Origin of the sequence: Pseudoalteromonas sp. Of11M-6, assembly GCF_022347905.1 — a bacterium.
In the GTDB taxonomy this organism is placed as follows: domain Bacteria; phylum Pseudomonadota; class Gammaproteobacteria; order Enterobacterales; family Alteromonadaceae; genus Pseudoalteromonas.
Genome location: NZ_JAKRFW010000023.1, coordinates 1 through 19,443, shown reverse-complemented (window position 1 = coordinate 19,443; position 19,443 = coordinate 1). Strand labels below are relative to the sequence as shown.

The following is a 19,443-nucleotide window of genomic DNA, read 5'->3' as shown; positions in this document are numbered from 1 at the left end:
CCTTTTTACTTCTTATAACTGACCTTTAATGCTAAATACTGGGTCAAATAACCAGCGCAACAAGGACCTTTCTTCGACCACAATATCGGCATCCAAAGTCATACCAGCCCGCAAAGCTGTGTCTTTACCATATGCTTTGACAGCTTGTTCGTCTAACTCAACCACGACTCGATAAGCGGGCTCTTGAATAATACCAGGCATATTGGTTTCTTCGGGCAAAATAACGCTGTTACTAAGCTCCACAATTTTCCCTTTGTAAATACCAAACTTTTCGTAGGGAAACGCATGATAGCGCAATTTAGTTTCCTGACCTTCTTTGATAAAACCAAAAGCTGAAGTTGGTATATAAACAATAGCTTGCATATCACTATGCTCAGGGATAAGGGTCAGTAAATGCTGTCCCATGGAAACATTTTTACCAAGCTTAGCAAGCAATCCAGTGACTATACCTGATTGGGTAGCACGGACTTCACCAAGTCGTTCCTGCTCAATGGACGAGATTTGGATCAGTAGATCGGCTTGTTGTGATTGCAGCTGAGAAATTCGGTTTTGGTGTTCAATTGGCAATTTAGCTAATTGATTTTTGATGTTTTTAAGCTGCGATTCTAGCGCTATACGCTCTGAGCGAATTGAAGAAGCTTGCTGCTTTAGTGAAAGCAAAGTGTCTTTTTGGCGCTGTAATTCAAGTTCAGAAATATACCCAGTGCCTTTTAAGGTTGCAATTTGTGATACCAAATCTTGATTGAGTAGCAGCCGCTCTTGGAACGTGGCCGCTTGGCTCTCAAGCTCTTTTAGCTTTTCTCTTGCGGTGGTTTCTTGTTGCTGCAGCTCTTCTATATCAAGTTGGTACTGTCCACGCAGTTGCTCTATCTGCTGTAGTAAGTTCTTTTGTTGAAAGCGATATTGATTCAATAATGCTTGATTTAACTCAGTGGCTTCGGTGCTATGTTTTGCGGATGCAATACGCAGTAAAGGTTGTCCTGCAGCGACCTGCTCCCCTTCTTTGACCAACACTTCGGACACCACACCTTGTTGCATTGCAGCAACGCGCAGTAGCCCACCACTGGGTTCAATAACGCCAGATACTCTTTCCTTTCTGGTATAGCTACCACTTGATAGAAACACGATGCTTAAAATCACAACCGTTAAAATGAGTAACCCCAGTGTTTTAAATACAGGTGGTTGGATTAAGCTAATTGTGCCCTCTAAGCGATGCTGCTTATGCTCAAACACCTCACGGCGAAATAAATTTTCCATAGCACTTATTGGGTAATATTATTGTTAATATTTTTTTATTGAAAATACAATGTACCACGGGCGGTAACAGAAAGGAATGAAATAAGGCAAGTCATAACTTGCCCTACTAAAAGTTAGAGAAATTTAAACCTATCTCTATGAAAGTAATAATGAAATAACATTACTACTTTTTAATTGGGCGTTGCCAGCCATCTAAGTTGCGCTGCTTTCCACGCGCTACTGCTAGCTGCTCATCTTTTACAGTTGACGTAATAACAGAGCCCGCACCAATCGTTGCCGTGCTACCGATCTCAACAGGTGCAACTAGTGATGAATTTGAGCCGATAAAAGCATTGTCTCCAATGATGGTTTTTGACTTATTAACGCCATCGTAATTACAAGTAATGGTACCAGCACCAATATTCACTTTTTCACCTATTTCGGCATCACCGAGGTAAGTTAAGTGATTAGCTTTTGATCCTTTACCTAGGCGCGACTTCTTCATCTCTACAAAGTTACCAATATGAGAGTCTTCTTCCATTATCGCCCCAGGACGCAGGCGTGCAAATGGACCTAAAGTGCATTTATCAGCGACCAGTGCATCTTCGATAAGGGTATTGGCTTTAATTACAACACCATTACCGATTTTACAGTTTTTAAGTACGCAGTTTGGGCCAATGACGACATCATCGCCAATTTCAACATGACCTTCAAATATCACGTTAACATCAATCTGAACATCTTCGCCGGTCGTTACTTGACCACGGACATCAATACGAGCAGGATCCGCTAGACTTGCACCGTTAACCATCAAAGCTTCTGCTTGCCAAGCCTGATAGGCACGCTCTAAAGCAGCAAGCTGCACACGGTTGTTCGCACCTTCAACTTCCATTTCGTCATCAGGCTGTGCAGAAGTAATCTCTATCCCTTCACTGTGCGCCATAGCAACGATGTCAGTGAGATAGTATTCACCTTGTGCATTATTATTAGATAACTGTCCAAGCCATTTCTTTAGTAGCCCACCATTTGCCGCCATTATGCCTGTATTGATTTCGGTAATAGCACGTTGCTCAGCAGACGCGTCTTTTTGCTCCACAATACCAACTAATTTGCCGTTTTCACGTAACATACGGCCGTAGCCCGTTGGATTTGCTAAATCAACAGTGAGTACAGCAAGGCCATTATCTGGCGTCACATTTAGTAAACGCTGTAACGTGCTCTTTTTTGTCAGTGGAACATCACCATAGAGGATTAAAACTTTATCTTCATCTCCAATATGCTCTTTCGCAACCGCAACCGCGTGACCAGTACCTAATTGCTCAGCTTGATGAACCCAATTTACTTCGTTATGTGCCAAAGCAGTTTTTAATTGCTGCGCACCATGTCCGAATACTAAATTGGTCGATTGCGCCCCAAGAGACACCGCATTATCGATGACATGCTGCACCATTGGCTTTCCTGCAATAGGGTGAAGTACTTTTGGCAGTTTTGAGCGCATGCGGGTACCTTTACCCGCAGCCAGAATAATTGTATTTAATGGCATGAACACAGGATCCTTTTTCTTGTGTCAGTTAAACAGGTGTACTTTTCTATACTTACGCCTTTAACGCCATCACTTCTATGTGCATCGCGATACCTAAAATTAGCAGGCAGATAAGTACTTACTCAGTACAAATTTTGCAATATTGTAGCGGGGATTGTTCAGAAACGTAAGAGAGTATCCGGCTGAAAAAGAAACTATTGATAATGAGAGTGTTTATCCGCACACAGCTTTTTATCCGGTATCGAGAGCGTTCCTTTCAATGGGCAGCGAACAGCCATCAACCTACACCAGCCACATATAGATGAATCTCAAACACTGTGCGCCAATTATAGTGATCCCATGATATGCATGACAACTAAGCTGACGGAAACACTGAAGATAATGAAAGAGCTCAAAAATAGCTATACAACGGTTTCGTAGGTAGAGTTACCAAAAGCATAGAGCTAATACATTGCCGGATAAGATAAACTTCACAACTCAACGGCAATTTTAGTTTTTGTAAATCTCAGGTTCGTTAAAAACAATTAACTCACTCATCTTCGGATGAAAAAACAACTATCGAGAATAGAATACCAAAACTGCCAAAAATTGAGACATAAAAGTCAAAGTCTCTTTCAAAGAAAAGAGTAAAAAGTAAGTAGAAAACATTAAAAGAGACCACAGAAAATATAATCTTTAATAAATAACTCGAGTTCAATATCTAACCCCTCGTGTTATAAAGACAGCAAAACTATCGCTGTCCTTGTTGTTATCATTAGCTATTACATACAGGTTACTTGCTCAACTTCACCATCACCAGAGTTTGTATAAGCTGTATAACACTCCTGATCACCGCCATAGCCATCATCATGAGCATCTCCTAGGGATTTGTCGTCAGATGATTGCTGGTCTTGGTCATGGTCTCAATCACCAGAATTTCCACTTTTAGAATGACTTGGGTTTTTATTTTGCTGCGCCACAACAGTAATTTATTGATTTATATAAACTTTACCATTTTTAGTCACGCTAACTACGGTTTCATTTAAAAATCCAAAAAATAATAGTTTTAAAGACTGCTTACTTAAAAAGTATAAAAAAAGAGCCAAAGCGTACACTCTGGCTCTTTTTTAATTACATATCTTTAAAGAAATCAGGTGGAATGATACCGCCACCTTCAACACAACCAGCAGGCTGCGTCTCTTTCTTCAGATCTTTAATAGGTAAACCACCGTTTACTTTCTTTTGCTGCGCTTTATTTAATGAAAATGGATGCATAGTTTTCTCCTTATTACATCTACAAGTAAGTTTTGATACGAGAGGGCCGCCACCCGATTTATACCAAAACAGTTAAAATTATTTATTTTTACTTTCTGTCATCGCATCTATCAGCCATTTTGTGATTGGCACTTCAGTGCGCTCTTCTACACCGAGAAACATCGGTGAGGGATTAGCTTCAAGGAAATAGTACTCACCAGTCGCCGTTCGTCTCCAGTCAATCGCGGTCCAGTTAAGTTGCAACGCTTTCGTTACGGCGATCGCTTGGCTCTTTATACTTAAAGGCGTATTGACCAATCGCATACTTGCAAGATCATCTTCTCTAAAATCAACACTGTTGCTGTCAATTGCAACTGAAGCAACTCTGCCATCAACCACAAATGTACGTACATTTGTGCCTTCAATATACTCTTGCACAGTGATGGGTGACTTTTGCAGAGCAACGAGAGCATGCTCTGGGTCAATATGCTGAGCAGTTAGCCATTCCGTATATGCACCGCCATAAACTGGTTTGAATATCGCTTTATCAAAAGCCTTATATGCCGCTTGGATCGCTTGAAGCTCATTACCAATATAAGTACTAGGCACCAGGCAGCCGAGCTCTTTTACTCTGGCCAACTGCCTCGGTTTCTCCAAATGATATTGATATGCCGCCCAGCTATTAAACCAGCGAGTATTATTGTTTAACTGCATCCAAGTGCGGATAGTAGCCATGCTGTCCTGTGCTGCTAAGCTATCCAAACTGCCCACATTCTCACGTGTCGATTCATCACTCACCCCAGAAAAATTTCGCCAGTACACAGCCTCAATATCATCAAGAGAAATCTGTGTTCCACAGGCAAGGCTTATCGAATGTTTATTATCTACGAAATCAAAACTCAACTGACACTTTGACGGAAAATCATGTGATTGAAAATGGTATACCTCATCTCGACAGCGCTTTAACTGTTGAAACATATGCTGGGTATGAGCATCTTCAACTTGTCCCATAACAATAATTGCCATTTTTACTCTAAGCCTCGCAATACTGGCCTGCGTTACAGCAGAATTTATTCTTCAAATTCAAAGTATTCACTATTAGAATTCGGGCCTTTAATTTGAAGCAATTGCACTTCACCCTGATAGTCAATTAATAATTGCTGATAGGCTTGAATAATTTGTGACTTATTCACACGCTTCAGATAATGTATCAGCTCATCTCGAGAACTAAAATCGAGCCTACCACTCAACCAATCTTCGAAGTAACGCTGAGATTCAATAAATACATTTTCAGGCTGCTTTTCTAAACTGACAAGCAATCCATCTTTAACAACCTCAAACTCCTTCTCATCCATTTTTTCAAGTCCTTGATAAAATGACATAATGAAATTATCAAACTCGGACTTAATCTTTGGTAACGAGGTATTTGCACTTTCAATAAATAAACTGAAAGCAGGATAATCATGTACCTTAAACGCTTTACTCCCTACCGCATAAGCCATTTGCTTTTCAGTTCTCAAAGTATTGAATATTGAGCTATTAAAAAACTGGTTCAACACCATAAGCGCAGCATACGTGGGCGCGGATTTTTCGGCGTAAATATAACTCTCTCTATAATAAACGTTATCCAGTGAAGAGCGCTGTTTATCATTCGTCATATAACCTTTTTGAGGAGCATATTTGGTTGTAATCTGTGGCTTTTGGGTCTGGGATGTTGGACCAAAAGTTTCTCTTACTTTATACGCAAGACTTTGCACATCAGCTTGGTCATAACCACCAAATGCAAATATATCGATGTAAGTGTTACTTACTAACTTATTGTGAAAACTAGCTAATTCCTTGGTATTAACTTGCTTAAGTTGTGCGATAACCTGCTCTGTTGTCCACAACATCGCTTCAGTCTTAACTTGTCGACCAAAATGCAGTTCCGACTGGTACGCAAGCGGCAATTTATCTAGATTTTCTAAAGATTCTAAATACAACTTTTTCGCAGCTTCAAGTCTAGATTCCGAAATTTCCATGCCGGTAATTTCTTTAAAAAGCTGCTCTGCATAATAATCTTGCTTTCCTGTTTTCCCTGAGAGAGTGATCGCTAAATTTCCTTGCGCATTCTGCATCGCCATCAGGTTTATCTGATGCCTTTGTTGAGCACGAGTCCCCAACCTTTGCAGCTCTCTTATCATCATCACATTTAACAAGTTCAGCATTGTGTGATTTTTCACATCTTGATTAAGTACTGCACTTTCAATGGATATACCTAAAACGCCCTGACGCTGTGTAAAATGTTCACTATTTTTCAACCAAGCACTAATACCCTTTGATGCAACAACTTGGCTAGGTAGCTCGTTACTTTGCTTAACAAGCTGTGTAGCAACCTCTTCTTCTACAGAAGGCGAATGCAACTTAAAGTTCAACCCTGAATCTGCATAACTTTTTTTCGCCGAATCGGACAAAGGAGCAACATGGTAGCTACCTTGTGCATATTGCAAAGAAGTGCCCGTTTTTTCATCGTCGCTAATGTGCCATATTCTGGCTTTCTCTAAGGTGAGATTAGATAAACTTTCGCGAATGACTGCTGAATTAAAACCTTTAAAATAAGTATCAAAATGAAGGATATCGCGAGCAGGTACAGTTTGCATCATACGACTAAACTGCATTGCCAAATGAAGCGCGGGAGGCTTTTGGTAGCTCTCAAATTGACCATTAAGCATTTGTTTAAGCTCAGCGGCATATCCTTCAGTTATCCCAGTTTCCTTAATGAGTTCAACGTAATCAAAAAATGCTGCGACTATTTTTTCCTGATGAATCTTGCCTTTTTCAGTCAACATAAATTGTACCAGCGCAGTACCCTCAACGCCGTAGCTATTGGGTATCAACATAGGTAGCATCATTTCAATTAACCCTTGCTCAGTCAGCGTAGCAGCCAAGGACCCCGGTTCTTGAGAAGCCAATAACATTTGAATGTACGCATTTGGCTTAAATTGCCAGTTAGCAAAGTTTGAAGGCAATGGAAACTGTAATAGTAATAGATCGGTAGCAACTTTGGTTTGGAGCTTGATTTCTTGGCCTAGTGTAGCTTCTGTAAATACCGGTGTTGAGATAATTGGGGGTTCAACCTGTAAGTTTTTTATTTTTGCAAAGTGCTTTTTTGCTAACGATTTTAATTCGCCAGTCGACTCCCCTCCCACTAGCGTCACTGTCATTAAGTTTGCAGAGTAATACTGCTTGTAAAAGTTAGCCATCGCTGCATAGAGGTCATTCTTATTTGATTTACTCTTTAATGAAGCTTTATTGCCTGCACCGAACTTTCTAATTGGATGCTCTGGATTAACGGTTACGGCGGCCGTACGGTTAATCACGAAGCTATCTTGTTGCCTCAATCGTTGCCACTCTTGATCTACTGCATTGATTTCATTATCAATATTTTCTTTATCAAAAAGAGGATTAACGATTGCATCACTAAGCATCGTCAATGCAGTATCAAATTTATCTTGCGGTAAACTAAAGAAGTAACTCGTCATTTGCAATTCAGTGGCGGCATTATATTGTCCGCCATGCTTGCTAATAAAATCCTTCAATGCATTTGGCTTAGGGTAAGCCTTAGATCCCTGAAAGATCATATGTTCCAGAAAGTGCGCCAGCCCTTGATAAGATTCAGGGTCATGATATTGGCCAACACCAACCGTCAGACTTACAGCAGCTTCTGAAATACTGGGGTCTGAGACAACCACAACTCGTAGGCCATTTTCCAATACGAGCTCATCATAACTTCTGTCATCTTGCACACTTTTGATAAATTGAGACTGTGCAATATCAGATGGTACAGCAGAAGTCAGTTGCGTTATCGTAGTATTTTTTTGTGCTGTAGCATTAAGAGAAAGTAATGCCAAAGCGACTAAAGACAATCTGTTGTTAAACATAACTCACATACCTCTAAAATTTATCGGTGTTATAATTACTTAGGCTGGCACAGCGCTAGACATCAGTGCTTCTCGTTGGGTTTTATCGAACCAAGGAGATTCCTCTTTAGGTACAATACCTGAGTCAACGTATTGCTTCATAACAAGGCCCCTTTCAGTAAACAAACGCCTGACCAAATTGGGGTCCGCTTCAAGCCAATTTTCAGGAAATTGCGCCTGTGCTAAGCTGAATACAGAAGTATCCTGTGGATCTAAAGGTTTGAAATCTTCAACAACTAAATCAAATACCCCATGATCAAATGGGTCTCCAGACGCTTTTTCTCGAATGAAAAACCTTTCTTGTTTACCTCTTACTGCCATCTTTACAGCTCGGTGGTGGCAATATGGGTTATTTCCACGCTTGCCAAAGAATACATGAGAGGTCCAGTTACAACCGCCACGACAAACCTTTGCAAATTCGCAGGTTGCACACTCTCCCCAAAGGTGTTTGGTCGCATCTTCAGGTTTATTAATATCGTTGAATCTAAGCTCATCAGTATTTTCATAGATATCGCGTAGTGAACGCTCTCTAATGTTACCGCCAGTGTATGCATTTGTTGGTAATGAAGGACAGCCCTTAATGCTCCCATCAGCTTCTATACCGAGTGTATTCTGGCCGGCTCCACAACCTCTATAAAAAGCCCATTCAGAATGAGTGGATTTATTATCTCGAAGCTGACGTTCATAAGGTCCAAAATAACCAATGTTATTACCTGCTTGCACAGCTAAGCCATCACGCCTACCTCTAACAGATAGAAAGTTAATTAGAGGGAAAACGTCAAGTAATTCATTCGGCTGTAATAGCATTTCATCATTATCTGCAGCATTACCCATAGGTACTGTTAGCTGCAATTGCCATGCTCTAGCCCCCACATCTACAAGTTTCTGGTAAAGCAAAGGCAGTTGCTTTGCCGAATAACGATTTATCTGAGTATTACAACCAACATTAATTCCTACGTTGGTCAATCGTTCAATTGTCAGGAAACATTGCTTCCAAGCTCCAACTTTTCCTCGGAGCAAATCATGTTCTTTTTCTAATCCATCAATAGAAACAGAAACTGTTGAAATACCAGCCTGCTTCATACGTTTAGCTGTTCCTTCAGAAATACCAAAGCCGCCAGTTGTCATTGAAGCTTTCATACCCAAGCGGGTAATTTCAGCAGCTATCATCAACCAGTCTGGGCGCATAAAGGCTTCACCACCAATCAGTGAAACTTCCTTAATGCCTAGGTCAGCCATTTGATGGACCAAATCTAATGCTTCTGTTGTGGAGAGTTCATTTACTCTGCTGTCTCCTGCTCGCGAGCCACAATGACTACACGCTAAATTACATTTCAACGTAATTTCCCATACTGCATAAGTTTGGCGTGCTTCTTTTTTTATTTTTATTCCTGCACTATCCATATTGACTGACATATTTTTAACCCCTAGTAGCTCAAGTCTTATTGGTGGCGCATAACGCGCCACCAACACAATCACGATCTATTCGAAACGTTCTTAGAACTTTTCAAATGGAGGATCGATGATTACGCCGTATAACGGCTGAGGGCAAACCCACCAGTCACAAGGTGGTAATTTGTCATCACCAGGGAATTTGATAGGTGATAGACCACCTTCTACTTTTACAAGTAGTTCTTTTGCTTCGGTAACATCTTGCATATTTTGATGTAAGTCTTTCATTTTATTATCCTAATTTATTTTTAAAAAATAACATGTAGTTTGATTACCAAGTTTGAAGCTTCAAATGGAAGGCATCGCTAGATCTTCCAACCAACACAGAACCACTGTCCTTTTGTGGCGCTGAGATTGATACTATCTCGCTTTTTTTGGTAATCGATTTTCAGACAAAGTGGAGAAGTAGAGTTGAGTACAGCCACCTGCCAGACCGACTTAAAGTTGCAAAGTGTGAAAGGTAAATAACACATCTCTTCAATTCGGTATGGCTCAATATTGTTGCTAAAAAAGTTTTAAATCAAACAAAGGAAAAAAACAACTTAACTATAATTATCATAATCTTAAGCACCAATATTATGGCCAAATAAGAGTATATTATTGGTTTGATATTGATATTCAGCTAATGTAAAAATCAAACTAAACACTTTGACAGATGAGAGACAGTTGATGAGCCCCCATTAATCATTCAGTGTCTATAACATGAGCGTACGGCCTAGAGAGATAAAATGATGATGGCCATTCAAAAGTATGACCTACTAAGATCAACAGTCGTGTGATGCGAAAGGAGTTTGGAAAAGTTTATGAATAATCTCGTAAGAGTGATGCTTACTATGTTTGGTACACTTCAATCCCAAGGCGAAACTCCGAGATCTAATCGGTGTTTTTTAATCACTTGAAGAAATGCTGCCAATTGCGATTCTGCTAGTCTCCAACATATACCCTTACTTAGATATTTATCCCTGCGTTGGTCTTTGTCCTGGCAATGTAAGCCAAATAAAGATGGCTCATGTTCATCTTGAAACACCAATAAGCTATCAAGGCTTTCAAAATCGATCGTTTTGTCTCGCAAAAACAGATAAGAAATCACAATCGTGCAATTCTTGACATCTAAAACCAACTTATTTTGAATCGTAACCAACAAATAAAATCCAGCCGAGACCATAAAAGTGACACAGTATAAGCTAAACCAAAAAAGTATTTTAGGGTTACTGAGAAGTTCAGACTTAAACGCCGACGCTGCGCTCTGCGGTGAGTATATCCCCTCCGACATCCAAGCTGATATGCCGAAAAAAACGGCTAATGCAAATAATAGACGAGATACTTTAATTGAAAAGTAAAATTGCGTAGTGTTTACTTCATCTACCAGTGTAGACTCCCCTCGGGGAGAGGTTTGTATGTGATCGTCCACGATTGATGTTCCCTTTACTGCTATTTTTAAGTTGATATTACTGCAAACTATGGAAAATATGCAGCCACAAAATAACTAGCATTCCGTGGCTGCTTGCCGATTACTGCTTACTCTTAATTAGTCCTACCGGACCGCTATGAGTTGTCGCTGTAAATTGTAAGCTTGGAGTTTCTAAATGGATTACCAACCCTAAACTAGCGGCAGAGATAGATTCATCCGAATTGACTCGACCATCCGCGTTAAGATCTTGCCAAACCATTAGACGGTCAAAATTGCTATCTAATGCGTCTATCTTCAAGTCGCGATTGCTATCTAATAGCAATAAAGTATCCAACTGAGTATCTGCATGACCAAAATGCACTTCATTAACACTGTCGAGCTCGCCGCTTCCGTTAAAGTCTATGAATAACATTCCGTCACTTTGACCTAAGGAAATCTCTCTGTCTGCTTGCGCGGACTGCCAGCGAACACCATTGTTATCTAGATCAAGCATAACAATGTACGTGTTATCAAGCAGATCGATGCTTCTCAGATGCTCTCGACATAACATATCGGGCCTAGTTACCCGCTGATAACCGCAGCGCATGTCATTGAGTATTTCATTTCCTTTATTCACGACTTTTTGATAATAGCTAGCAGCAGTCATCGCATCCTTGACATACGTATCGTAAACAAAATTTTCAACAGCTGTTTCAACACTATTACCAGCCGCGTAGCTGAACCCAACAGAGACTGCAGCCTTGCCAACAGCAACTACAGGGTTTTTACCTAACATTCGACCAACAGCATCGATCGTTTTACCAGTTTTAACGGCAACCACAAATGCAAGTGCCTCAGCTAACGCTTCTTGACCCTCACCATTCCAAGCGTGACTAAAGCCTTGTACGCCACTGTTGAGCCTATCGGCGAGTTTACCTAAGTTTTGAAGCATTCCATTGACTTGTTTATAGGCTGAACTATTTGGGTCTAGGCCATTTAATATTTGCTTTAGCTTCAACTGGAATTGCGCGACAACGTTAGTAATATCGCCTGCATCTTCTTTAAATTGTTTAGCTTCTTTCTCTTTTTGACTATTTTGATTACTTGATGATGAGCCGCCTCCTCCGCCTCCGCCGTCAGAAAAACCTGAACCACCACCATAACCCCAGCTAATGAAGCCACCAAATCCGCCACCAGAATTACCTCCACCACAAGCTAGTGTGTAGCTTTCACATGAATAAACCACTGTGATTCGTTCTATTTCTGATAACTGGTAACCAGAACTGGCATAGTCACTATCGAAGTCTGCGGTATAACTAGGTTGAGTTTTATCGCACTCACCGATATAGCTCCACGCTTCATAATCACCATCGGAGAATAAAGGGTTTTGATTTTTTGACCAATAGCTCGCTTCATAAACAAAGCGGCCAAAAGCAACACGCTCCCCTTGTGTATACGCGCGATTACTATACCAAGAAGCAGGACAGTGATTTACACCTTGCTCCGGTAACTCAATCTCGCCATTTAATACTTGGTTTGCTTTATAAAAGTCGACTAATCCAAAACCAAATTTACCATCTCTACCCTGTTGTCCCAGGTCTTCGGCACTGCCAAATAACGCTTGAATTAGCGTTTCTCTATCCACATTAGGGTTAGCTGATTTGAGTTTGGCTATACCAGCACTTACAATGGCTGCTGCCTGTGATGTGCCGGATAAAACAGCATACTCAGACTGATTTACATCAACCTGTAAATCGAATGTCTCTGAACTTCCGTGTGTTAACGTCAAGTTTGGAATAAGTAGAGTCGGGAAGCTTGTACTAAAATCGATCTTGCTAATGGTAGTATCTGCAATACCAACATCATAAGTAAATACTATCCCACTACCGTTAGCATCAGCGCATGTGTCTGTAGCATCTTTTAACCACTGCTTGCTTTCAGGGGATAGAGCATATTGTGTATCATGCTCATCCAATAGCGTTTTAGGCAGCGCTACCAAGCAATTTTCCACTAAGCTCAATTCATTTGGAAAGTCCTGAGTACCATTATCAATCTGAACAAAGTGCAGTTTATTTCCTACCTTATTGCTCACCGCAGTCACTCGATTACGATTTGTCATTGTCGAACGAATATTCACACCGGGCGCAACTAGATCAATACTGGCATTCTCAGCGGAAAAATATGCAAGATCCGTATTTTCATCGATCGCGCCAACGGCGATCACATTTCGATAAGCCGCTGGAAACGCTAGGTAGTCACCTTTATCTGATTGAGGTATCCCGTGATTTCCCGCAGCAGCAACAAAAATAATGTCTCTGTCATAGGCAAGTCTATCGATCACATCTCGAGTAGCAGATGAAAAGTATGGACTACTAAGCGACATATTAATCACTTGAGCACCTGAATTTGCACATTGCTCTATGGCACTAATTAGGTCTGAATCGCGGATAATAGAATTCTCACCATTAGCCGATCGTAGTAATTTTCGTACTTCAACGGATATTTCACCGTTCGCAAAAACAGGATCGGTAAGTAGTCCAGCGAGGTGAGTTCCGTGCCCAATCGCATCTTGATACCAGAAGCCTGCATACTCACTACTCAGCCCTGAAAATAACTGTGAGCTCAATTGGGAATGATTAAGTTGAACACCTGAATCGATCAGACACACTTTCGTTGTACCAACGGTCTGAACCTCCAGTTTAGAAAGCTTTGTTAACTGTTGCCAGTTAAGCTGATTTTGCGATTTATCACCCGCATTATGAGAAAGTAATTGAGGGAAATGATACCTATGATTTCCCTCAATCCGCAGTAAACCACCTTGATTAAGTGATTCTACAAGTAGAGAGTCAAGTTCATTCTGGGTAACGGTGAGAGAAGCATAAGTACGGATACCATCTGAAGATAACAGCGTTGACCGCGCAACAAATGCTGAGGGTAAATTTCCCTGAGTGTAGCTCACAACAATAGGTGTTGTATTCTCATCGGCTCCAGATGCATATATGTGCCCTACGGGCAAAAGTGCCAATAATAAACTTTGTGCAAGTTTACTAAATTTCATCTTCTATTCCTTTTTTATTATCTTTTTCAAAGTATTGAAGGGTTTATTCTATTTCCTATTCCACCATATGAAGTATTCAGCTAATAATTGAGAGACGCTTATTGGACAGTCGCTTGTTAAGTAGTCGTTGTGATTAAATCAAAAGACTAGAGCGCACGATTTGTCCAGAGCACTATCAACTAGTTAAGAAAGCCTAATGCTATTGCTGATGAAAATTTGTGACCCTAGTAAACAGTTGGGGTATGAGGTAACAAAGAGGCAAAAGAAATCTCTTCCGCCCCTTAAGCATTGCTTATTTCAAAGAGTACTTAGCTAAATCATATGGTGGGATCCAGATACCGTAAGACATTTGAAACGGAGGCTTTACTGGGTCAATAGGGTCTGGAATAACACGAGGAAAATCCCAAGGAACAGGTGTTAAGCCATTATCATGCAGTGTGCCACCTTCGACTAACTCAAGTAACTCGGCTGCATTATTCAGCTCTTGCATATCGTAGTTTTTATTTCTCATTTTATTTTCCTTATTACATTTATTGATAGAGCTTGTACTCTCGAGAGTATACTTTGCGGTAAACCGCTAAGTTTTGGTGCCTCTATCATTTACACCTAGAAGTCTGCCGCCACAGACTTTTATTCACTCACACAGCTTTAGCTAAACCTAACGCTCTGTATTGATGAATTGCATTTAATTTCTCGCTATTTAATCGCTCTCTCAGATTAGAGTCTGTCGCCAACCAAGAAGGAGGAAAATTTATACCCTGAATAGTGAAGCGATTTACGTTGTCATTAGATGTCGCAGAGATTGATTCTTCATAGATTTCAAATACACCGTGATCAAACGGGATACCTGAAGCCGCAACGCGCTGCTGAAAGCGCTCACGTAAACCGCTGGCGGCTAAAGTTAATGCTCGATGATGGCAATAAGGATTATTTCCTCGCTTTCCAAAAAATACATGAGCAGTCCAATTGCAACCAGCTCGGCACAGTTTCGCGTATTTACATCCCTTACAATTACCCCACAAATGTGCAATCGACGCATCGTCCATTTCTTGACTATTAAAATTCAGTTCTGGTGCATTTTCATAAATATCCTTCAATGTACGTTCCCTGATGTTACCCCCTGTATATTCTTCGCTCGGCAATGATGGACATCCCTTGATCTTGCCATCAGCTTCAATGCCGATAGCTCCTTGTCCTGCAACGCAACCGGTATAAAACGAGTACTTACTCTCTTGCATAAAAGTCCCTCTAAGCAAACGTTCATAAGGACCAAAATAACCAACATTATTACCAGGTTGAATTATGAGATCGTCTTTTCTGCCACGAACTGACAGCAACCCCAATAATGGATACAGATCGAGTAATTCATAAGGCTGCATCAACATCTCATTATTATCAGCCGCATTCCCCATTGGCACGGCCAATTGGATTCGCCAGTTTTTGACGCCGACATCAATTAATTTTTCGTACAATAAAGGAAGGTCCTTTGCGCTTTTTCTTGTTACTGTAGTATTTACTCCAGTATGTACTCCCAAATCTTTAAATTGAGATAATGTGGTGAAGCATTGGCTCCACGAATCAGACTTGCCACGAATACTATTATGCTCATCTTCAAGACCATCAATAGAAACTGAGACTGCTTCAATGCCCGCTTGAGCCATGCGCTTTGCGGTTCCTCTGGAAATGCCGTAACCTCCAGTCGTCATGGTGACTCTCATACCTTTATTTTTTATTTCTGACGCAATCATCAACCAATCAGGACGTAGATAAGCTTCGCCACCTATTAAGGTCACTTCCTTTACGCCTAGATCAGCCATCTGTTTGATTAAATCAAACGCTTCCGTAGTCGACAGCTCATCAGCTCGTTTATCACCCGCACGAGAACCACAATGACTACAGGCTAAGTTACACTTTAAGGTAATTTCCCACACAGCATAGGTGCTCCGATCATACTCTCGAACCTTCACACCAGCGTTTTCTAATGTATTTGTCATGCCTTATGCCCCATTTCAAACACGCCAAATGTCATAGCGTCTCAAACTTAGGTCCAATCATGTCAGTCAAAAATTTGTAAGGCAAATTACAACAAATAAATTTATTGTTTAAAAACAAAAAGATAAAAATAGCTTCTCAAAAAATAAGAGTTTGATAAAAATTAGCGGGATTTTTAGCTCTGTTTTCATTAAGTAATAATGAAGCAGGTTAACGCTTGAGAGATTAAGCACTCGAATTCAGATGATGGTATACGACCTCTGATGAAGCGGTTAAAAAGCAAACTGCTTACAGGTAATCCCACGGTGGGATCACATCATCTTTCAACAATGCATTGAGTAAAAGCGATTTGTCAGAAAGCAAGCAACAAAATAATGGGTGCAGCCGTGAATAAGTGCATATTACTTATGCATTAAGCGCTGATAAATTACTAAAGAAACCAAACAGAAATGGCAAGAGCTTGCTGACTTAGTTGCAATTGATGGGCAAACAACAAGAATTGATACACACTTTTATCTATCCCCGTCCCTGAAGATGCGCAAATAATGCAACAAGAAGAAATTCTCCACCATTGGTACATAGAAAGTCAGCAACATTAGGTGCTAGGCTTGACGACGAATTCAGAGAGAAACTCTTCTAGAGTTAGTTTTGTTAAAAAAATATGCTCTCACCTCAAGTAATCAATGCTAGAGAAGCGTTCTAACAATGTATCAACTTGCATAAATAGTCTGCCTACCTCAAGAACATCCTCAAAATCAAAACCTTACATGAAGACAGGTTCTTAATCTTGTCCAGTGTCTAAATAAAACTCTTTGCTTATGCGCCATTCCTCTTTTTTGTTTATTCTAATGAAACGACACAGATTGCTAAACAACATCTTACTAGATGCTTATAGAATATTACTTTTTGATATTTTTTCCTCTAAACCAATGAATTTATTACTTTCATTTAATTTCTTAAAATTTGATTTTTTATTTTTTTATTGTTTTTATAATTTTCGGAGGCGAGCTGAACTCCCTCTAGAACAAGTCATCTTCTTTGGCGGAAGTGATGATAAATTAATAACTAACTTTGACGTGAGAAACAAAGATGAAAGAACTGAATTTAAATCAAGTTCAAGAAGTAAATGGTGCCGCTTGGACATCCGATCATTTAATTGCTGGTGGCCTTGATGGTGGACTGACTGGTGCAGGTGCTGCTGCTATTTATGTTGGTCTGGCAAGCAACCCTATTGGTTGGGTTACTGCTGGCATCATTGGCGTAGGTGCTGCGGGTGGCGCACTTTACTATGCTTTGGCTAAATAAGGAGTTAAGAACATGAGAGAATTGAAAAAAAATGAAGTTATACTAGTTGATGGTGCCGTTTCTGTATCAGGTCTTTGGGAAGCTGGTATTAAAGGTGCTATTGGCGGAGCTGGGTTTGGTGCTACAGTCGGATTTACACTCGGTACTGCGTCTACAGGAATTGGCGGTGCACCTGCTGGTGCTGTACTGGGGCTTATGGGTGGCGGTATTGGCTTTATAAGCGGCACTGTTAGTTACGCATTAATGCAGTAACTTTATTCAATTGGGGTGGTTTTATCACCCCAAATCAAGGGTGAAAATGAAAAGAAGCTTTTATAATTCAGCACTTGTTTTTTTTATCTTTTATGTACCTATTTTTTTATTTTGGGGTGATTTTTATGTTTTTTTGTTAGCTTCGTTGTTTTATGTTGCTCTAACATTTAGACGTTTATTTTATTTCGAAAAAAATGAAGCCTTTTGTTGTTTCTGTCCTTTTTTGCCTGCTGTTAAAATTAACTCTATTGAGTTAGTTGATGGAAAACTTTTTATCAACGGTTCTTCAAGGGTGTTGTATATGTTGGAGTCTAAAAAGAACATTGAAAAAATGGCTAAAGAAATTGCTATTTTTTTAAATAGTCGCCCCTGAAACCAATTTAATTCATTGAATTACTTGAAGATCTAAACGATCTTACTACCCTCTAATTGCAGCTTTTTTGAATCACACAACCAAAACATTGCAATTTGAGTGTAAAAATAAAACCAAAACCAACCGCGCAAACACCACAAAAGCACCTGTTTCAAATCGAGCTTATTGATATTGTTTCACCCCGTCATGAGCTAGTGAAGCTAGCAAAACTCATTGACTGGCAGCGTCTAGAGGTCGAGTTCAAACAGCATTATGGCGATAAAGGCGCTGGCGCCAAGCCTATTCGTCTGCTTGCGGGCCTCGAATACCTGAAACAAATTCACAAATTGTCTGACGAAAATACGGTAGCCATGTGGTGTGACCACCCATATTGGCGAAAATGGGGTTGAATTAATGCTGTCACTCACGGTAGATGCGGGCCTTAAAAGTAATATTATTAAGCCTTCAAGCTTACGGGAAGTAGTCTTAGACAGCACCATCATGGAGAAAAATATCACCCATCCAACCGACAATAAACTACTAGAAAAATGCCGTGATAAACTGGTTGGTTTCGCTAAGCAAGCCGGTATTCGGCTTAGACAAAGTCATGAACGAGTTGGCCCTAAGACCGCACAAAAAGTAGCGCGCTATGCCCATGCCAAGCAATTTAAACGCATGAAGAAGCTCAAAAGCCACACATTGCGATCGATGGTAAAGTGCTTCGAGGTTGTTGGAAAGACAATGTGTACAATGCGCTAAATGTGGTTAGTGCATTTGATGAGGCTGAATTTGGCCTCATTTTTCTAGATAACGTAGTAGAGAGAATAGAATGAATAACATCCTAGAAAAGCCATATAAGTTTTCATTATCTATATTATTACTTATATTAATCCCTTTTTTATTTCATCTTAAATTAGATGCTGCCAGCATCCTAGCATTACTTAGCTTCATATCAAGTTTTCTCATTATAAATTCAATATTTATGAACCGCATTGTGAATTTTAAGATCGCAGAAGGGATAATTTACATCATGGTCTCATTATTTTATTTACCTATGATGGATAAGTTTCCTGCATTTTTTATTTTTTGCATTGTTGTTTCTATCTATATCCTAAAAGTAGCTATATCAAAAATAAATGACGAAGAAGGGTGAATCTCTAATTTTATAATGATCAATTCCAACTACGCACTTTCCATTTATAATTTTCAAACTTGTTGGACTGATAATGTACCCATACGACCTCACTGCGAGATTATACCAAGACGATATCATGAAAGTTTTATTATGTTCATCCTTAAACCAATTGAATTACTTGAAGATCTAAATGTTCTTACTACTCTCAAATTACAGATTTTTTGAATCACGCAACCAAAACATCGCAATTTGAGTGTAAAAATGACACCAGAATCAACTAGGCACACACCACAAAAACACCCGTTTTAATTCAAGCTTCTTGATATCGTTTCATCGCATCATGAGCTGGTGAAACTAGCAAAGCTCATTGATTAGCAGTGCTTAGAGAGCGGATTTAAACAGCGCTATGGCGATAAAGGCGCTGGCGCGAAGCCTGTCTGTCACCTTCCCATAAAATGAGACATGCATAATTGGAGTTTTCTGCAATCATTAAAGCAGGAGACTAACTATGAAAAAATCACGTTTTACCGAATCAC

General features: G+C 40.0%; 16 protein-coding genes. 5 read left to right on the top strand and 11 right to left on the bottom strand.

Annotation, left to right across the window (positions count from 1 at the left end; genetic code table 11):
• Positions 1 to 12: 12 nt before the first annotated feature.
• From MHN32_RS12700 to MHN32_RS12650, 11 genes are all read right to left on the bottom strand, one after another.
• Complete coding sequence (locus tag MHN32_RS12700) at positions 13 to 1,257, bottom strand: HlyD family efflux transporter periplasmic adaptor subunit (protein ID WP_010607022.1); 1,245 nt, start codon at positions 1,255 to 1,257, stop codon at positions 13 to 15.
• A 163-nt stretch (positions 1,258 to 1,420) separates the two neighbouring features.
• Entirely contained in the window at positions 1,421 to 2,779 is a 1,359-nt protein-coding gene (glmU, locus tag MHN32_RS12695; RefSeq protein ID WP_239421870.1) for a bifunctional UDP-N-acetylglucosamine diphosphorylase/glucosamine-1-phosphate N-acetyltransferase GlmU, read from the bottom strand.
• A gap of 1,110 nt (positions 2,780 to 3,889) precedes the next feature.
• The gene (locus tag MHN32_RS12690) at positions 3,890 to 4,033 is read right to left on the bottom strand and encodes a hypothetical protein (protein WP_157757260.1); all 144 of its coding nucleotides are present in this window, start codon (positions 4,031 to 4,033) and stop codon (positions 3,890 to 3,892) included.
• Between the two features lie 78 nt (positions 4,034 to 4,111).
• Complete coding sequence (locus MHN32_RS12685) at positions 4,112 to 5,038, bottom strand: MvdC/MvdD family ATP grasp protein (protein ID WP_010607025.1); 927 nt, start codon at positions 5,036 to 5,038, stop codon at positions 4,112 to 4,114.
• A 44-nt stretch (positions 5,039 to 5,082) separates the two neighbouring features.
• Positions 5,083 to 7,932 (bottom strand): insulinase family protein, encoded by a 2,850-nt coding sequence (locus MHN32_RS12680; RefSeq protein ID WP_239421868.1) that lies wholly within the window; start codon positions 7,930 to 7,932, stop codon positions 5,083 to 5,085.
• Between the two features lie 39 nt (positions 7,933 to 7,971).
• Positions 7,972 to 9,387 (bottom strand): radical SAM protein, encoded by a 1,416-nt coding sequence (locus MHN32_RS12675; RefSeq protein WP_100215558.1) that lies wholly within the window; start codon positions 9,385 to 9,387, stop codon positions 7,972 to 7,974.
• An 81-nt stretch (positions 9,388 to 9,468) separates the two neighbouring features.
• Entirely contained in the window at positions 9,469 to 9,651 is a 183-nt protein-coding gene (locus tag MHN32_RS12670) for a hypothetical protein (RefSeq protein WP_010607028.1), read from the bottom strand.
• A 619-nt stretch (positions 9,652 to 10,270) separates the two neighbouring features.
• Complete coding sequence (locus tag MHN32_RS12665) at positions 10,271 to 10,834, bottom strand: hypothetical protein (protein ID WP_010607029.1); 564 nt, start codon at positions 10,832 to 10,834, stop codon at positions 10,271 to 10,273.
• Between the two features lie 100 nt (positions 10,835 to 10,934).
• Positions 10,935 to 13,871, bottom strand: a complete 2,937-nt coding sequence (locus MHN32_RS12660; RefSeq protein ID WP_102057810.1) for a S8 family serine peptidase — start codon at positions 13,869 to 13,871, stop codon at positions 10,935 to 10,937.
• A gap of 292 nt (positions 13,872 to 14,163) precedes the next feature.
• A complete protein-coding gene (locus MHN32_RS12655; protein ID WP_010607031.1) occupies positions 14,164 to 14,382 on the bottom strand; it encodes a hypothetical protein in 219 nt (72 codons plus the stop codon).
• A 127-nt stretch (positions 14,383 to 14,509) separates the two neighbouring features.
• The gene (locus MHN32_RS12650; RefSeq protein WP_010607032.1) at positions 14,510 to 15,865 is read right to left on the bottom strand and encodes a radical SAM protein; all 1,356 of its coding nucleotides are present in this window, start codon (positions 15,863 to 15,865) and stop codon (positions 14,510 to 14,512) included.
• A gap of 1,087 nt (positions 15,866 to 16,952) precedes the next feature.
• On the opposite strand from MHN32_RS12650, the gene MHN32_RS12645 reads away from it, so the two are divergent.
• From MHN32_RS12645 to MHN32_RS12625, 5 genes are all read left to right on the top strand, one after another.
• Positions 16,953 to 17,168: a hypothetical protein gene (locus tag MHN32_RS12645; protein ID WP_010607033.1), complete on the top strand. Its 216-nt coding sequence runs from the start codon at positions 16,953 to 16,955 to the stop codon at positions 17,166 to 17,168.
• A gap of 12 nt (positions 17,169 to 17,180) precedes the next feature.
• A complete protein-coding gene (locus MHN32_RS12640) occupies positions 17,181 to 17,420 on the top strand; it encodes a hypothetical protein (protein WP_010607034.1) in 240 nt (79 codons plus the stop codon).
• A gap of 46 nt (positions 17,421 to 17,466) precedes the next feature.
• The gene (locus MHN32_RS12635) at positions 17,467 to 17,793 is read left to right on the top strand and encodes a hypothetical protein (protein ID WP_174170137.1); all 327 of its coding nucleotides are present in this window, start codon (positions 17,467 to 17,469) and stop codon (positions 17,791 to 17,793) included.
• Positions 17,794 to 17,888: 95 nt separating this feature from the next.
• Positions 17,889 to 18,182 carry a hypothetical protein gene (locus MHN32_RS12630; RefSeq protein WP_174170136.1) on the top strand — a complete coding sequence of 98 codons (294 nt, stop codon included), beginning with the start codon at positions 17,889 to 17,891 and terminating at the stop codon, positions 18,180 to 18,182.
• Positions 18,151 to 18,531, top strand: a complete 381-nt coding sequence (locus MHN32_RS12625; RefSeq protein ID WP_235368516.1) for a hypothetical protein — start codon at positions 18,151 to 18,153, stop codon at positions 18,529 to 18,531. Before MHN32_RS12630 ends, MHN32_RS12625 begins: the two co-directional genes overlap by 32 nt.
• Positions 18,532 to 19,443 lie beyond the last annotated feature (912 nt).

Coding starts and splice junctions, on each gene's coding strand:
- MHN32_RS12645 (WP_010607033.1), top strand. CDS start 16,953: ATGAAAGAACTGAATTTAAATCAAGTTCAAGAAGTAAATGGTGCCGCT.
- MHN32_RS12655 (WP_010607031.1), bottom strand. CDS start 14,382: ATGAGAAATAAAAACTACGATATGCAAGAGCTGAATAATGCAGCCGAG.
- MHN32_RS12690 (WP_157757260.1), bottom strand. CDS start 4,033: ATGCATCCATTTTCATTAAATAAAGCGCAGCAAAAGAAAGTAAACGGT.
- MHN32_RS12670 (WP_010607028.1), bottom strand. CDS start 9,651: ATGAAAGACTTACATCAAAATATGCAAGATGTTACCGAAGCAAAAGAA.
- MHN32_RS12680 (WP_239421868.1), bottom strand. CDS start 7,932: ATGTTTAACAACAGATTGTCTTTAGTCGCTTTGGCATTACTTTCTCTT.
- MHN32_RS12675 (WP_100215558.1), bottom strand. CDS start 9,387: ATGTCAGTCAATATGGATAGTGCAGGAATAAAAATAAAAAAAGAAGCA.
- MHN32_RS12660 (WP_102057810.1), bottom strand. CDS start 13,871: ATGAAATTTAGTAAACTTGCACAAAGTTTATTATTGGCACTTTTGCCC.
- MHN32_RS12685 (WP_010607025.1), bottom strand. CDS start 5,038: ATGGCAATTATTGTTATGGGACAAGTTGAAGATGCTCATACCCAGCAT.
- MHN32_RS12700 (WP_010607022.1), bottom strand. CDS start 1,257: ATGGAAAATTTATTTCGCCGTGAGGTGTTTGAGCATAAGCAGCATCGC.
- MHN32_RS12635 (WP_174170137.1), top strand. CDS start 17,467: ATGAAAAGAAGCTTTTATAATTCAGCACTTGTTTTTTTTATCTTTTAT.
- glmU (WP_239421870.1), bottom strand. CDS start 2,779: ATGCCATTAAATACAATTATTCTGGCTGCGGGTAAAGGTACCCGCATG.
- MHN32_RS12640 (WP_010607034.1), top strand. CDS start 17,181: ATGAGAGAATTGAAAAAAAATGAAGTTATACTAGTTGATGGTGCCGTT.
- MHN32_RS12650 (WP_010607032.1), bottom strand. CDS start 15,865: ATGACAAATACATTAGAAAACGCTGGTGTGAAGGTTCGAGAGTATGAT.